Annotated in this window: 11 protein-coding genes; 7 read left to right on the top strand and 4 right to left on the bottom strand. The window is 65.4% G+C overall.

What is annotated here, in order from left to right; genetic code table 11:
- Nucleotides 1–362: 362 nt before the first annotated feature.
- On the top strand, nt 363–1367 hold the full coding sequence (locus tag AB6M95_RS03745) for a fatty acid desaturase (protein WP_371385393.1): 1005 nt from the start codon (nt 363–365) through the stop codon (nt 1365–1367).
- Between the two features lie 61 nt (nt 1368–1428).
- Here the strand turns inward: AB6M95_RS03745 and AB6M95_RS03740 are convergent, their stop codons facing one another.
- On the bottom strand, nt 1429–2853 hold the full coding sequence (locus tag AB6M95_RS03740) for a sigma 54-interacting transcriptional regulator (protein ID WP_371385392.1): 1425 nt from the start codon (nt 2851–2853) through the stop codon (nt 1429–1431).
- Between the two features lie 175 nt (nt 2854–3028).
- Here AB6M95_RS03740 and AB6M95_RS03735 point away from each other — a divergent pair, with 175 nt between their 5' ends.
- Both AB6M95_RS03735 and AB6M95_RS03730 read left to right on the top strand, forming a co-directional pair.
- Nucleotides 3029–5158: a glycosyltransferase gene (locus AB6M95_RS03735; RefSeq protein ID WP_371385391.1), complete on the top strand. Its 2130-nt coding sequence runs from the start codon at nt 3029–3031 to the stop codon at nt 5156–5158.
- Nucleotides 5139–6719 carry a glycosyltransferase gene (locus AB6M95_RS03730; protein WP_371385390.1) on the top strand — a complete coding sequence of 527 codons (1581 nt, stop codon included), beginning with the start codon at nt 5139–5141 and terminating at the stop codon, nt 6717–6719. The genes AB6M95_RS03735 and AB6M95_RS03730 overlap by 20 nt, the downstream gene beginning before the upstream one ends.
- Nucleotides 6720–7595: 876 nt before the next feature.
- On the opposite strand, the gene AB6M95_RS03725 is transcribed toward AB6M95_RS03730, so the two are convergent.
- From AB6M95_RS03725 to AB6M95_RS03715, 3 genes are read right to left on the bottom strand one after another with little or no spacing between them, the layout of a single operon-like run.
- Nucleotides 7596–8378, bottom strand: a complete 783-nt coding sequence (locus AB6M95_RS03725; protein WP_371385389.1) for an ABC transporter permease — start codon at nt 8376–8378, stop codon at nt 7596–7598.
- A complete protein-coding gene (locus AB6M95_RS03720) occupies nt 8375–9028 on the bottom strand; it encodes an ABC transporter ATP-binding protein (protein WP_371385388.1) in 654 nt (217 codons plus the stop codon). The genes AB6M95_RS03725 and AB6M95_RS03720 overlap by 4 nt, the downstream gene beginning before the upstream one ends.
- 3 nt (nt 9029–9031) lie before the next feature.
- Nucleotides 9032–9868, bottom strand: a complete 837-nt coding sequence (locus AB6M95_RS03715) for a tetratricopeptide repeat protein (RefSeq protein ID WP_371385387.1) — start codon at nt 9866–9868, stop codon at nt 9032–9034.
- A 222-nt stretch (nt 9869–10090) separates the two neighbouring features.
- Between AB6M95_RS03715 and AB6M95_RS03710 the strand changes: the two genes are divergently transcribed.
- The 4 genes from AB6M95_RS03710 to AB6M95_RS03695 all read left to right on the top strand — a co-directional run bounded on the left by AB6M95_RS03710 (nt 10091) and on the right by AB6M95_RS03695 (nt 14819).
- Complete coding sequence (locus AB6M95_RS03710; protein WP_371385386.1) at nt 10091–10651, top strand: helix-turn-helix domain-containing protein; 561 nt, start codon at nt 10091–10093, stop codon at nt 10649–10651.
- 9 nt (nt 10652–10660) lie between these two features.
- A complete protein-coding gene (locus AB6M95_RS03705; RefSeq protein WP_371385385.1) occupies nt 10661–12301 on the top strand; it encodes an AMP-binding protein in 1641 nt (546 codons plus the stop codon).
- 235 nt (nt 12302–12536) lie between these two features.
- Entirely contained in the window at nt 12537–13085 is a 549-nt protein-coding gene (locus tag AB6M95_RS03700) for a helix-turn-helix domain-containing protein (protein ID WP_371385384.1), read from the top strand.
- Nucleotides 13086–13181: 96 nt separating this feature from the next.
- Nucleotides 13182–14819, top strand: coding sequence for an AMP-binding protein (locus AB6M95_RS03695; protein ID WP_371385383.1), 1638 nt, complete (start codon nt 13182–13184; stop codon nt 14817–14819).
- Nucleotides 14820–15027 lie beyond the last annotated feature (208 nt).

Below are 15027 nucleotides of genomic sequence, written 5' to 3'. Positions count from 1 at the left end.
GGGCGCAGCCCGCACGGCGGCTCTCGCGGCGCAGCCGCGTTCTTCTGCATCCAGGGGTGCGCGAGCCGTTCGCGTTTGGCGCGCGCGGTTCGGTCCGGGCGTTACTCCCGCAGTCGCCCATCCCGTGCCGGGACAACTGCGTCCAGGCTCTTAGCCAGCTGGAGGCCCTGTTCGACGACTCCGCTGTGTTTGTCGCGCAGGGGACGCACGGAGATGTCCGGCAGTTCTTCGGGTACAGGTTCGAGGCCGAAGCTCCGTACGAAAATCGCGCTCCTTCTTGCCGCAGTCGGCCGATTGGGCTAACGGTGGAATCGGGACAGGTCTCGGCCCCGCACCGATGCGGGGCGGAAAAGGAGGGCTCCATGAGTGATTCCGGCCAACTCTCGATCCAACATCTGCGCAGTTCGTTGAAACCGTTCGCCAAACCGGCCTCGGGCCGGGCCGCATGGCAGGTGGCGGACACGTTCCTCCCCTACCTGGGGGTCTGGGCGCTGCTCATCCACCTGTTCAGGACCGGGGCCTCGGTTTTCCTCATCCTGCCGCTGCTCCTGCTGGGGGCGCTGCTGCTGGTGCGCATCTTCATCATCTTCCACGATTGCGCCCACGGATCGTTCTTCGCCTCGCACCGGGCCAACGTGATCCTGGGCTATGTCGCCGGGATACTGACCTTCACCCCGTACACCTACTGGAAACGGAACCACCTGATCCACCACGCCAGCTACGCCAACCTGGACCGCAGGGGGGTGGGCGACCTGTGGACCCTGACCGTGGACGAATACCGGGCGCTCTCGCCGCTCAAGCGGCTGGCCTACCGCCTCTACCGGCATCCCCTGGTCTTCCTGGGGATCGGTCCCGGGTATTCCTTCCTGATCACCCAGCGGTTTCTGTACGACTGGCAGGGGAAGGATGAGCGCTTCAGCGCCACGGTCACCAATGTGGCCCTGCTGGCCACCCTCGTCGCGGCCGGCCTGACCATCGGCTTCAAGACCTATGTCCTGATCCAGCTGCCGATCGTGCTCGTGGGCGGCGCTGTCGGGGTCTGGCTGTTCTACGTCCAGCATCAGTTCAAGGGCGTGTACTGGGCGCACCAGGACGACTGGGACCCGGTCAAGGCGGCCATGGAGGGCAGCTCCCACTACAAGCTGCCCAAGGTGCTGCAGTGGTTCACCGGCAGCATCGGCCTGCACCATGTGCACCACGTCCTCCCGAGGATTCCCAACTACCGGCTCCAGGAGTGCTACGACGCCGTGCCGGAGATGCGCACGGTCCCGCAGCTGACCCTGTTCAAGAGCCTGGGGTCGCTGAGGCTGAATCTGTGGGACGAAGGGCGCAGGGAACTGATCAGCTTCAAGTCGCTGGCGGCCTGAGCCGACAAAAAAGCCGCCCCGAAGGGCGGCCCGAACTCCTGGGAACCGCGCGGGGCGGTCCCTACACGTCCAGGCCTTGTTTCTTGTATTCGTTGAGCTTGTTGCGCAGGGTGCGCACGGAGATGCCCAGCAGTTCGGCGGCGCGGGTGCGGTTGCCCGTGGTCTCTTCCAGGCTTTTCAGGATGAGCCGTTTTTCCATCTCGTGCAGGGGCATGACCGACACGGCCTCGTCCGGGGTGGACGGGGGCGCGGCCTCGCAGGCGGCCTGCTGGGCCGCGTCGATGTCGGACAGGTCGTCCGGGGTCCACTGCTCGTCGCCCATGAGGAAGTGGCGCGGCCGGATGGGGCCCTGGCCCGCCAGGAGCACGGCCCGCTCCATGAGGTTCTGCAGCTCGCGCACGTTGCCGGGCCAGTCGTAGCCCATGAGCCACTTCCTGGCCTCGTCCGTGAAGGCGAGCCTGGCCAGCCCATAGGCGGCGGTGAACTTGTTGGTGAAATAATCGGCCAGCAGGAGCACATCGTCGCCCCGATCCTTGAGGGCGGGCAGGGCCAGCGGGATGACGTTCAGCCGGTAGTAGAGGTCCTGGCGGAACTTGCCTTCCTTGACCGTGTCCTCGATGCGCCGGTTGGTGGTGGCCAGGACGCGGACGTCGATCTTGACCGTTTCCACGCCGCCCACGCGGTCGAACTCGGACTCCTGCAGCACGCGCAACAGCTTGGCCTGGAGGCCCAGGTCCATCTCGGTGATCTCGTCGAGCAGGATGGTCCCGCCGTCGGCCAGCTCGAACTTGCCGAGCTTGCGCTGGATGGCCCCGGTGAAGGCACCCTTTTCGTGGCCGAAGAGCTCGCTCTCCAGCAGGTGCTCGGGCAGGGCCGCGCAGTTGATCGCCACGAACGGCTTGTCCGCGCGGTCGGAGTTGTGGTGCAGGTAGCGGGCGAACATCTCCTTGCCGGTGCCGGACTCGCCGGAGATGAGTACCGTGGCCTTGGACCCTGCCACCTGCTTGGCCAGGGCGAGCACGCGCAGCACGGCGGTGTGGCGGCCGATGATATGGAACCGGCCCTTGGGCGAGCCGTTGCCGGCCTGTGCGGCCTGGGCCTTGGGCGGGCAGGGCTCGGGTTCGGGTTCGGGTTCGTCGGCGGGCAGGATCAGCTTGATCTTTTCCCAGGCCAGGGGCTCGATCCAGTAGTCGCGCGCGCCGAGTTCGAGAAATTCGGTGGCCTGCTCGGCGTTGCCCGAGGCCGCGAAGATGACGATGGGCGGGAATCCCGGGATCTCGGCGGCCTTGGCGAGGAACGCCCTGGCGTCGAAGCCCTGTAGTCGCGGACGGCAGAAGATCAGGCAGGGCCGGGACTTCCTGATGAATCCGAGCGCCCCATTGAGGTTGTCGGCCAAGCCCGCCTGCAACCCGGCCTTCTGCAAGGTGGGGAAGATGGCGGTCACGGACTGCGGCTCCGCGATGAATAGGACAGTTCTTGCCGTCATGGTCACTTCTATTAGCGGTATCTCAGAGAGTTTACAAGGGGTTCGCGCACTTGTCCACAGGCCGGGCCCGGATCGGGCCCGCAGGGCTCCCTCCATCCGCTCTCCATCCTTCCTTGCCCATGCAACGCCCATCTGCTACTTCTCGGAAGCCTGAGCGCAAACGAGAAACAATACGATGAGCATATCCATACCCGTCCTCTGCTACCACAACGTGTCCGACGTGAATGGGCACACGCCCGAAATGTTCCGGGAGCACCTCGACGCCATGACCGACGCGGGCTGGCGGACCATTTCGGCCCGCGACCTGCTGGCCGTGACCCGAGGGGAGATGGCCGCCCCGAAAAAATCCCTGGTCCTGACCTTCGACGACGGCCACGTGTCCAACTGGATCACCGTGGTCCCGGAGCTGGAAAAGCGGGACATGACCGGGACCTTCTTCGCCCTGACGGACTTCACCGTGCCCGGCGCGGCACGCACGGCCGAGACCGCGCCCGCGATGTTGCACATGCGCGAGGTCTTCCGGGCCGCGTTCATCAGCGGCGATTTTTCCCAATTCATTAATGAAGGCGAGATCCGGGCCATGCTCGACAAGGGCATGGAGGTCTTCTCTCACGGCTGTCGGCATCAGGCCGCGTTCACCAATCTCATCCCGCTCGCGCCCCTCGGGGACCCGGGAGCCCACTGGGGCGGCTGGGCCGTATATCCCGGCCACAAGGACGGCTGGCCAACCTTCAAGGTGGGCAGCGGATACGTCCACGACGGGTTCTGGCCCGTGTTCGAAGGCCGGGGCGAGCCGCGTTTCGTCAAGAGGACCGAGGCGGAGCGCCGGGCGTTCTGCCGCCGGGATTTCCGCCAGAGCCTCAAGCGCATGCGCGAGCTGAACGGGCTGGACGAGCAGCTCTTCTGCTGGCCGTGGGGCCAGTTCGACGCGGTGGCCGAAGAGGAGCTGAAGGCGGCCGGATACGCCGGGGCCTTCACCCTGGAGCGGTGGGCCAACGCGCGGGGCACCGATCCCTTCCGGCTCAACCGTCTCGGCGTGTCCGCCAAAAAGGATGGCAGGTGGGTCCAGGCCCGGTTGCGCATGTACGCGGGGACCACGTCGTCCAGGATATTTTTCAAGAAATACCGCAAGAAGCCGGAAATATCCTCCGTGCTCTACGCCACGGACTCCAACAAACTGTCCGGCGGCAGCCGCCAGATGGTCAACAACATCAAGGCTATGGCGGACATGGGCTTGAAGGTCTATGCGGTGGTCACCCCGGACACGGCCATCAACGCTGCCCTCGACCCCTTGAAGGGCGAAAACGTGGAGGTCATCCACTTCGACGGCTTCAGCCGATACGTGCAGGCCGGGAAGTTCCTCAAGGCGCTGATCGCGGAGAAGCGCATCGACGTGGTCCACACCTTCCATAACCGGGCGTACAAGATGGGCGTGCTGGCCCGGCTCCTGGGCGCGAAGTTCCGGCTGTTCATCAACCGGGGCGTCATCTCCCGGCCCAACGCCGTGTTCTTCCTGTGGACCGCGCTGAGCGACGGAGTCATCGCCAACTCGGTCCAGTGCGCCGAGGTCATGCGCAGATACTGGGTGCGCAACAAGCGGCTGAACGTGATCTACAACGCCTACGCCGGGCCGGATTTTGGCGAGCCCAGGCCGCGCAAGAAGCGGGGCACGCGCTACATCTACGTGGGCAACGCTGCGGATATCAAGGGCTTCGACGTCTTCCTCAATGCCGCCGACCGCCTCTGCGAAGGCGGGGCGCGAGACCTGGAGTTCGTGGGCGTGGGCGTGAGCGACGAAAAACTCGCCAAGTTCGATGACATTTTCACCCCGGTGGTGCGCGAGCGCTACCGCAACGCGGGCGAGATTTCCCACGCCGAAGTCCTGGACGAACTGCGCTTCGCCGACGTCCAGGTCATCTCCTCGCGCAAGGAGAGCCTGCCCAATGCCTTGCTCGAAGGGTTCGACCTCGGCCTGCCCGCCGTGTGTACCCGCGTGGGCGGCATCCCCGAGGTGGTCCGCGACGACGTCAACGGCTTCCTCTGCGCGTCCGAGGACGCGGACTGCCTGGCCCAACAGATGCGCCTGTTGGCCGAGGCCCCGCTGAAGCGGTTCGCCCTGGGCCTGGCGGGCCGCCGGGTGGTGCGCACCCTGCTCACGCCCGAGGCCAAGGGGCGCAACCTCATGCGCGTGTACATGGGCGAGCGGCTGTACGAGCCCCTGCCCATCGAGAACATGGCCGTGCCCGAACCGCCCGCCGAGGCGGCGGATGCGGAGGAACATCCCCATGAGCACGGGCCGCGCTGATCTTCCGGCCACCTTCTGGCGCGCCCTGCCCGATGACCTCAAGGCCCTGCTGCGCCTGGGGTTTACGGGCCGGTCCCAGCTGCTCGACGTGGCCGGACGCTGCCTGCATGCGGGCCGGACCGACCTTGCCGAAGACCTCGCCAGGATCGCCGGGGACGCCCTGAACACCCTGGCCTGCGATCATCCGCTGGACGGCGGGCTGGCCGCCGAACTGCTGGCCGCCGACCCGGCCGTCGCGCTCCTGGCCCCGGAAGCCGTGGCCCGGCTGCGCGTCCTGGCCGACCATTGGGCGCGTCCCACCGACTCCGCGCCGCTTCTCGATATTCTGGCCGCCCGCGACTTCGGGCGGACCCGCGCCTTTCTCACGCAGGCCGTGCTCGACGAGCCCGGCAACCTGTTCTGGCGCGAACAGGCCGTGACCGTGGGCACGGTGGAGAACGTCCCGGACTTCGTCTTCGCCTGCCTGGACGCCCCGTCGCCCGAAGACGTCCGTCCGGTCCTCGCCATGGCCGTGGAGCGTGCCCGGACCCTGTTCTCCCCCAGGCAAGCCCCGTCCCCGGAGGCCTTGCTCGCCGCCGCCCGTCGGGCCCCGTGGAACGCGGGCCTGGCCCTGCGCGCCTTTGACGCGCTCTCGGGCGCGGCCGATCAGCGCGACCCGCTACCGGGCCGGACCGCCGTGCTGCTCTATTCCTGGAACAAGGCGGACGAACTCGGCTCGACCCTGGACTCCCTGCTCGTTTCCGACCTGATCGGCTGTTCTGTCTTCGTCCTGGACAACGGGTCCACGGACGGAACCGCCGAGGTCCTGGCCCGCCGGGAGGCGCGGTTCGCGGACGTCCTCGGCGCGGGCCGGTTCACGGTGGTCTCCCTGCCGGTGAACATCGGTGCGGCCGCCGCGCGCAACTGGCTGCTCCATCTGGACGCGGTGCAGGCGCACGACTTCTGCTGCTATCTCGACGACGACGTGGAGCTCCCGCCCGACTGGCTCGCCCGCCTGGGCGCGGCGGTCAATCGCTACCCGGAGGCGGGGGTGTGGGGCTGCAAGGTGGTGGACCACGCCAACCCGCTGTGCATCCAGAGCGCGGATAGCCACCTGGCCATGGACCCCGCGGAACGGGCCGACCTGACCCGGCTGGACCCCAACCCGTTCTCGCTCACGGACCTGCATGTGCAGACGCTGGACACCGGCGGCTTCGACTTTATGCGCCCGTGCGCGTCGGTCACCGGCTGCTGCCACCTGTTCCGCACCCGGACCCTGCTCGAATCCGGCGACTTCGCCATCCAGCTCTCCCCGTCGCAGTACGACGACATGGAGCACGACCTGCGGCTGTGCGAGGCGGGGCTGTTCCCGGTCTACCAGGGGCACCTGGCCGTGCGCCACAGGAAGCGCACCGGCACGGCGTCCCTGACCTCGACGCGGGAGCACGGCAGCGCGCTCGGCAACAAGTACAAGATGCAGACCATGCACACCCGCGCGGACATCGCCGCCGCCATTCAGGCCGAGCAGGCCCTGCTCGAAGCCGACCTGCTCGACAAGCTCGACTACCTCGAAGGGGTGTAGGGGGGCCGCCTGCGGCGGGCCTGGGGGAGTTCCTTTTGGATTGCACGCATGCGCGGTGGGAGAGTATGCGTTCTCCTTTTGTTGTTTTTCGCCTTTACGGCGACTTCATTTTTTGCTGGCGCAGAAAAAAGGAAGCAAAAACTGCGCTTTTGGGCTAGCTCGCGGAAGCGGGGCCAAGAGCCCGTAGGCGGCTTTCGCTGGCTGGATAGATGTCTGCTGCGCAGACTCGATCCAGCCTGCGCTTCGCCGCCCGAGACGGGTTCTAGGCCCCGCTTCCGATTGCCCGTCGCTGTAAGTCATCTCATTACCATCGCGTTTGGCCCGTCATCGCGCTCGGCCTCCAGCCCTCCCAAGCTCGCTGGAGCGCCTTGGACGCCCCGCGTCCAACAGCGGCTCTCTTTGCAGGGCGTCACAAACGGAAGCGTACCCTCCCGATAATCCACGCTCGCCACACCCGAAAGACCGAAGAGGAGCAGACCAGCTTGAGCCCTGGATCGACGGCCTAGAAGCCGACCGCGAAGGGGTGGCGGCTCTGCTCCAGGGACCCGATGTACTTCCAAAGTGGCTCGCCTCCCGCAAGGGTGCATCCTCTACTTTTCCCGGGGTGGAGCCGCCCCGAGCGGATCGGATTCTCGCCGGCGATCCCTCGGGCGGCCGCACCATGCGCAAGGCCCTTTTTGGGTTCTTTTTTGGGCAAGCAAAAAAGAACCGCCGCCCGCGCAGGGCATGGAGCAAGTGCAGGGGCGCAGTCCCGCACGGCGCCTCTCGCGGCGCAGCCGCGTTCTTCTGCACACGGGAGACAATCCGGTAACTTGCCGATAGCGCAGGCAACGCAAGACAGGAGGGAGCCCCCTCCATATAAGGAAAATGGACGATCTATCGGAGCAGCAGCTGCTGTCCCTTGGAGAAACACCGCTTCCTGACCAGGTTGGTGACGATCAGCGCCCCCACGGCGGTGGAGGCCACGAGCATCAACATGACCACGATCTGATAGCGGATGGCGATGAGCGGGTCGGTTCCGGACAGTATCTGGCCGGTCATCATACCGGGCAGGGACACCAACCCCACGGCCATGAGGGAGTTGATGGACGGGATCATGCCCGCGCGCACCGCCCCGGCCATGATCTCCCGCGAGGCCTCGCGATAGTCCGCGCCGAGCGCGAGCTTCATCTCCACCTCGCCCCGCCGGGACTTGAGATCCGAGAAGAGCCGGTCCAGGCAGATGGAGATGGCGGTCATGGAGTTGCCCACGATCATGCCGGCCAGGGGGATGAAATACTGCGGCGTCCACCACGGCCGGGCCCCGACGATGACCCCGGTGACCACCATGGTGACCAGGGAATAGGACACGAGCATGGACAGGAAGGTGGGGACCACGAAGGGGATGGTCCGCTCCTTGACCCGGCCCCGGATGATGTGCACGGCGGCGGCGACCATGAAGGCGTACAGCAGCAGGACCAGCCAGGAGATGCGCACCTCGAAGACGAACTTGAGGACGTAGCCCATGAGGAAGAGCTGGGCGAAGGTGCGCACCGTGCCCACGGCCAGGTCGCGGCCCAGGCCGAGCTTCTGGACGAAGGAGGTCGCGCCCGCCAGGAGCACGAAGCCGAGGCACAGCGCCAGTTGCAGCGGGCCGATTTCGATGATGTGCGGGGTCATGACAGGACCAATCCCTGGTTTTCCAGACTGATGAAATGGGTCACGCCTTCGGGCACGGTCTCGGAGTGGGAGATCATGACCACGGTCACGCCGTTCCCGGCCAGCCCACGGGTGCGGTCCAGGACCACCCCGGCCGAATGGGCGTCCAGGGAGGCGGTGGGCTCGTCCAGGAGGATCGCCTCGGGCGACAGGAGCAGGGAGCGGGTCAGGCAGACCCGCTGGGCCTGGCCCACGGAAAGCTTGTCCGCCCGCGCCTCCAGGGTCACGCCCTCGAGCAGGAAGGCCGAAAGCTGGGCGGCCATCTCTTCGTCCGAGGGCGGGGTCAGGCGGGCGTTGGCCTTGAACGAGAAGGGCAGGAGCAGGTTGTCGCGCACCGTGCCGGGCAGGAGCGTGGGCAGTTGCTGCACGTAGGCCACGCGGCGGCGCAGCTCGGCCGGGGGTATGTCGTTGATGGGCGTTCCCTTGAAGGAGATGGTCCCGGCCTGGGCCTCTTCCAGGCGGCAGAGCAGGCGCAGCAGGGTGGACTTGCCCGCGCCGGACGGGCCGCGCAGCAGGTGGTAGCCGCCGGGCTCGAGGGCGAGCGAGGCGTCCTTGAGGATGGCCGGGCCGTCCGGGTAGGCGAAGGAGACGCGGTCCAGGGTGAGGGACACGGTTTACTCCGCCTTCCTGTCGAGAAATTCCATGAAGCGCAGGGCCAACTCCATGTTCGGTTCGAGTTCGAGGGCCTTTTTCAGGTTCTCCCGGCATTCGGTCTCGTCGCCGCGCTCGAAGTAGGCCCTGGCGATGTTGTAGTACAGGTTCTCGTCGTCCTCGCTGATGGCCAGGGCGCGGGCGTAGTACTCCACGGCCTGGTCCGTGAGCCCGGACTTGCGCAGGTTGATGCCGAACTCGTTGAACAGGTGCTTGTGCTCCGGGGAGAAGGCCGCGTCCAGGGCGACCACGCGCTTGAAGATGTCGCCCGCCTTGTCCGCATCGCCCCGGGCCATGTAGGTCAGGCCCAGGCCGAAGTTGGCCCGGACGTTCTTCTCGTCCAGCCCCAGGGCGGACTCGAATTCGAACTGGGCGGAGTAGAGGGCGCCCTGGTCGCGCTGCTCCTCGGCCCGCACCAGGGTGTCCCTGAGCTCGCGCATGCGCGGAAAGACCTCGGCCTGGTAGAATTCGATCTCCGGGTTGAACCGGGAGAGGAAGTCGGGCAGGGCGACCGCTTCCTTGGGGCCGGTGGGGACGTTGTGGCTGTTCAGCGGGCGGACCTGGATGATGCGGGTGCCGTCGGCGTCGGGCTCGCCCTCTTCGGCGAACCAATAGGCCTTCTGCACGGTCTTGCGCTGGGTGGTGCCGGTGCCCACCTGGGACACGGACTGGGTGGAGAACGCGCCGGAGATCTTTTCCACGCTGATGTCGGCGGGAATTCCGGCGCGTTTCGGCTTGCCCTTCGCGGGGGCGTCTTTCTTGCGGGCCGGGCCCACGGTCAAGGGTTCGTCTAGGTTCACTGCATGGCCTCTCGTTCTCGAAAATGGGACGAGAGGAAAAGATACACTCGGCCCATTCGGATGGCAACCGATCTAACGGTTGAGCCGGATGGTTTCGCCATATGGTGACAATCGGTCGTATATCCGATACAGGCAGGGGCGACGGACCGTCCCCAACGCCTCTGTCAGCATCGGAAGAGTCCCTGCGCCAGCATTCGTGCCATCGACAACGGAGAACATCACATGAGTACTATCGGGAAGAGGATTCGCGCCTATCGTGAGAAGCAGAATCTGAGCATCGAGGATCTGTCCAACAGAACCACCCTGTCCGAGGACTTCATCCGTGCCGTGGAAGAGGAGGACATGTATCCCTCCCTGCGGCCCCTGGTAAAGCTGGCTCGCGCCCTAGGCGTACGGTTGGGAACCTTCCTGGACGATCAGGTCTCGAGCGACCCGCTGGTCACCCGTCTGGCCGAGCGCGAGGAGGAGCTGGTCATGCACCCGGACGGCAAGGAGACCGGGCTGATCTTCCACTCCCTGGGCAAGGGCAAGACCGACCGTCACATGGAGCCGTTCTTCGTCGAGCTGCTGCCCGAGTCGTGCAAGGACGACGCCCTGTCCTCCCACGAGGGCGAGGAGTTCATCGTGGTCCATTCCGGCAAGCTGCGGGTGCGCTACGGCCAGGAGGAGCAGATCCTCGAGCCGGGCGACTCCATCTATTTCAACTCCATCGTGCCCCACAACGTGGCCTGCGGCGGAGCGGAAAAGGCCGAGATCTACGCCGTCCTCTATTTCCCCGAATAAGGAGGGTGTATGAGCGCACTTCGAGAAATCACCCTCGGCGACCTGCTCAGGGAAACCGCTGCAAAACACCCCGACACCGAGGCCGTGGTCTACGTGGACCGCGACTTCCGGCTGACCTACGCGGAGTTCGACGAACTGACCGACACCATCGCCAGGGGGCTGATGGGGCTCGGCGTGAAAAAGGGCGAGAAGGTGGCCATATGGGCCAACAACGTGCCCTACTGGGTGGCCCTGCAGTTCGCCACGGCCAAGATCGGGGCGGTCCTGCTCACGGTCAACACCCACTACCGGTCCCACGAACTGGAATACCTGCTCAAGCACTCCGAGACCGAGAACCTTTTCATCATCGGCCAGTACCGCGACCACGATTACCTGACCACCACCTACGAGCAGGTGCCGGAGCTGCGCACCCAGGAGCGCGGCCAGCTCAAGACCGACAAGTTCCCGCACCTGAAGCGGGTCTTCTACCTGGGGCACCAGAAGCACCGGGGCATGTACTCCATCCCCGAGCTCCAGGCCATGGCCGCCATGGTCACGGACGAGCAGTACGCCGAGCGCCAGGCCTCCCTCGACCCCCACGACGTGGTCAACATGCAGTACACCTCGGGCACCACCGGGTTCCCCAAGGGCGTGCAGCTGACCCACTACAACATCGTCAACAACGGCTACTGGATCGGCGCGAACCAGAAGTTCGTGCCCGGCGACCGGCTCTGCCTGACCGTGCCCCTGTTCCACTGCTTCGGCTGCGTGCTCGGGGTCATGGCCTCGGTCAACCACGGGGTGACCATGGTCATCATGGAGGATTTCGTGCCGCTTGAGGTCATGGCCGCCATCGACCAGGAGCGGTGCACCGCCGTGTACGGCGTGCCGACCATGTACATCGCCATCCTCGACCACCCGCTGTTTTCGCGCTTCGACTATTCGTCGCTGCGCACCGGGATCATGGCCGGTTCGCCCTGTCCGGTGGAGGTCATGAAGCGGGTCATCGACAAGATGAACATGCGCGAGATCACCATCTGCTACGGGCTGACCGAATCCAGCCCGGTCATGAGCCAGACCGTGGTCGGCGACTCGCTCAGGCACATGACCGAGACCGTGGGCCGGGCCATGCCCGAGGTCGAGGTCCGCGTGGTGGACCCCGAGACGTACGAGGAGTGTCCTCCCGGCGTGGTCGGCGAGGTCTGCTGCCGGGGCTACCTGGTCATGAAGGGCTATTACAACAACGAGAAGGCCACCGAGGCCGCCATCGACAAGGACGGCTGGCTGCATTCGGGCGACCTGGGCGTCATGGACGAGGACGGCTACCTGACCATCACCGGCCGCCTCAAGGACATGATCATCCGGGGCGGCGAGAACATCTACCCGCGTGAGATCGAGGAGTTCCTGTACTCCATGGACGGGGTCCTGGACGTGCAGGTGGCGGGCGTGCCGAGCAAGAAGTTCGGCGAGGAATGCGGCGCCTTCGTCATTCGCAAGGGCGACGCGGACATCGAGCCCGAGGACATCATCGACTATTGCCGGGGCAAGATCTCGCGGTACAAGATTCCCAAGTACGTCACCTTCGTGGACACCTACCCCATGACCGCATCGGGCAAGATCCAGAAATACAAACTCCGCGAAATGGCCGCAGACCTGTGGCCCGACGCGTAGACGCATAGCGTAAAGACCGGGGGAGGCCTCCAGCAGGGAGGTTTCCCCCGAATCCCTTGCCGCCCGTTTCGGCAAGGCGTAGGCCATGTGGACGGCGTTCGCGGAACCCGGAAAGGGGCTTTCCCCGTTTCGTCGACGCCATTCCCCCGCCGTCTCGGCGCGGCTGCGGATTGTTTCGGCCGGACCGGAGCAGCGCCACGGCCGTCGGACACAGAGTTTTTCCAGGAGGTATGGAATGGAACAGTACAAGGATATCGCGCCCCGTCTGGTGGGCGTGCGCGAGGGCGTCGGCTGGACGCCCAAGGAGATGGCCGACCTGCTCGGGGTGTCCGAGGAAAAGGTCACGGCCTATGAATCCGGGACCGTGGAGATCCCGGTGGGCTACCTGCTCGACGTCTCCCGGCTGTGCCGGGTGGACCTGACCACGCTCATTTCCGGCCGCGAGCCGCACCTCAGGTCCTTTTCGCTGGTGCGCAAGGACGAGGGCTTCGCCGTGGACCGGCGCAAGGACTACGACTACAAGTCGCTGGGCTACAAGTTCGCCGGGCGCGAGATGGAGCCTTTTCTGATCGTGGTCCCGGCCAAGTCCGGCGAGGAGATGGTCGAGACCTCGCACCGGGGTCAGGAGTTCATCTACGTGCTCGAAGGCCGCCTCGAGGTACGCCTGGGCGGCGAGCCGATCATCGTCGAACCCGGCGACTCGCTCTATTTCAACTCGGAAACGCCCCACGCCCTGCGTGGTCTGGACGGCAAATCCGTCCGTTTTCTCGACGTGATTCTATAGGGTTGGCCGGGAATCCCCCGACCCGCCCGGAATAAGTTCACGATTTTTGTTGCGGAAAAAATCACGAAAGCCGATCAGAATCACGGAGAAAAACCCATGTTTACCAAAGAAGAATACGCCGATTACAAGGATTTTTGCGAACGATACAAACCCGAGTGCCCCGACAACTTCAACTTCGCCTTCGACGTCCTGGACGCCAAGGACCCGAAAACCCCGGCGCTGATCCACGTGGACGACGACTACAACCGGCGCGACCTGGACTTCGGTTTCTTCCAGGAATCCTCGTCCCGGCTGGCCAACGCCCTGGCGGACAAGGGCGTGAAGAAGGGCGACCGGGTCATGGTCATCCTCTACCGGCGGCTGGAATACTGGGTGGTCATGCTCGCCCTGCACCGCATCGGCGCGGTGCCCATCCCGTCCCCGTCCCTGCTGACCAAAAAGGACATCCGCGAGCGCGTCAACTACGCGGGCATCTCGACCTTGATCTGTGAGGATTCCATCACGGAGCGGGTCAACGAGGCCCGGCCCGACTGCCCCGGCCTGAACCTGCTGGTCCAGGTGGAAGGCAAGGCCGGAAACGGCTGGCTCGACTACGGCGAAGTGCTCGCCTCGGGCGATCCAAGCTTCCCGCGCACCCCGGATTCCCCGGGCGGCGACGACCCCCTGGTCATCTTCTTTTCCTCCGGCACCACCGGCCTGCCCAAGATGGTCCTGCACAACCACAAGTACGCCGCGTCCCACTACACCACCGGCGCCCTGTGGCACGACCTGGAAGAGGGCGACGTGCACCTGACCGTGTCCGACACGGGCTGGGGCAAGTCGGTCTGGGGCAAGTTCTACGGCCAGTGGATGGCCGGGGCGATCATCTTCGTCTGGGACTTCCGGGGCAAGTTCCACCCCGGCGACCTGCTCAAGGTCATGGCCGACAACAAGATCACCACCTTCTGCGCGCCGCCGACCATCTACCGATTCCTGGTGCGCGAGGACCTCTCGCAGTACGACCTGTCCTCCCTGCGCCATTGCACCACGGCGGGCGAGCTGCTCAACGATTCGGTCTTCCACGCCTGGGAAAAGGCCGTGGGCATGCCCATCTACGAGGGCTACGGCCAGACCGAGACCACGTTGCAGGTGGCCACCTTCAAGTTCATGGAGCCCAAGGCCGGGTCCATCGGCAAGCCCGTTCCCGGCTGGGACATCGCGCTCATGGACGAGGAGGGCAACAAAGTGCCCCAGGGCGAGGAGGGCGAGATCTGCATCAACATCGAGTCGCCCGTGCTCGGCCTGTTCGATTCCTACATGGACGAGCCGGAAAAGACCGCCAGCGTCAAGTTCGACGGCTGGTACCACACCGGCGACAAGGCCTGGGCCGACGAGGACGGCTACCTCTGGTTCATGGGCCGCACCGACGACCTGATCAAGTCCTCGGGCTACCGCATCGGACCGTTCGAGGTGGAGTCCGCCCTGGTGGCCCACGAGGCGGTCATCGAGGCCGCCGTCACCGGCCTGCCCGACGACGTGCGCGGCCAGCTGGTCAAGGCCACGGTCGTGCTCGCCCCGGGATACGAGGGCGACGAGAAGCTGACCAAGCAGTTGCAGGCCTTTGTCCGCGAACTGACCGCGCCCTACAAGTACCCGCGCGTCATCGACTACGTGGACGAACTCCCCAAGACCATCTCCGGCAAGATCAAACGAAAGGAAATCCGCGAAGCCGACCTCGCCAGACAGGCGAAGTAGCCCCCGATACATCCCCCGAAAAGGCATTCAATCGCCCGGCAAGGAAGGACTCCCCTTCCTCGCCGGGCTTTTTCGTTCTCCTCTTCATGCGCTGGCGGCACCGGAGAGCCTGGTTTCGTATTGGCGTAATGTGTGTTTTCTTAAGCGGGGATCGAATTAAAGAATAATAAAAAAGAATACTTGCTCAATGTGGTCAGGCGGCATACCG

The sequence above is a fragment of the Pseudodesulfovibrio karagichevae genome, assembly GCF_041414475.1.
Lineage (GTDB): Bacteria > Desulfobacterota > Desulfovibrionia > Desulfovibrionales > Desulfovibrionaceae > Pseudodesulfovibrio > Pseudodesulfovibrio karagichevae.
The sequence above is the reverse complement of the archived record's forward strand: the minus strand, read 5'-3'. Positions and strand labels throughout refer to the sequence as shown.

What these genes read in the sequence shown, in the direction of transcription:
- AB6M95_RS03745 (WP_371385393.1), top strand. Translation starts at nt 363, where the DNA reads ATGAGTGATTCCGGCCAACTCTCGATCCAACATCTGCGCAGTTCGTTG.
- AB6M95_RS03740 (WP_371385392.1), bottom strand. Translation starts at nt 2,853, where the DNA reads ATGACGGCAAGAACTGTCCTATTCATCGCGGAGCCGCAGTCCGTGACC.
- AB6M95_RS03735 (WP_371385391.1), top strand. Translation starts at nt 3,029, where the DNA reads ATGAGCATATCCATACCCGTCCTCTGCTACCACAACGTGTCCGACGTG.
- AB6M95_RS03730 (WP_371385390.1), top strand. Translation starts at nt 5,139, where the DNA reads ATGAGCACGGGCCGCGCTGATCTTCCGGCCACCTTCTGGCGCGCCCTG.
- AB6M95_RS03725 (WP_371385389.1), bottom strand. Translation starts at nt 8,378, where the DNA reads ATGACCCCGCACATCATCGAAATCGGCCCGCTGCAACTGGCGCTGTGC.
- AB6M95_RS03710 (WP_371385386.1), top strand. Translation starts at nt 10,091, where the DNA reads ATGAGTACTATCGGGAAGAGGATTCGCGCCTATCGTGAGAAGCAGAAT.
- AB6M95_RS03705 (WP_371385385.1), top strand. Translation starts at nt 10,661, where the DNA reads ATGAGCGCACTTCGAGAAATCACCCTCGGCGACCTGCTCAGGGAAACC.
- AB6M95_RS03700 (WP_371385384.1), top strand. Translation starts at nt 12,537, where the DNA reads ATGGAACAGTACAAGGATATCGCGCCCCGTCTGGTGGGCGTGCGCGAG.
- AB6M95_RS03695 (WP_371385383.1), top strand. Translation starts at nt 13,182, where the DNA reads ATGTTTACCAAAGAAGAATACGCCGATTACAAGGATTTTTGCGAACGA.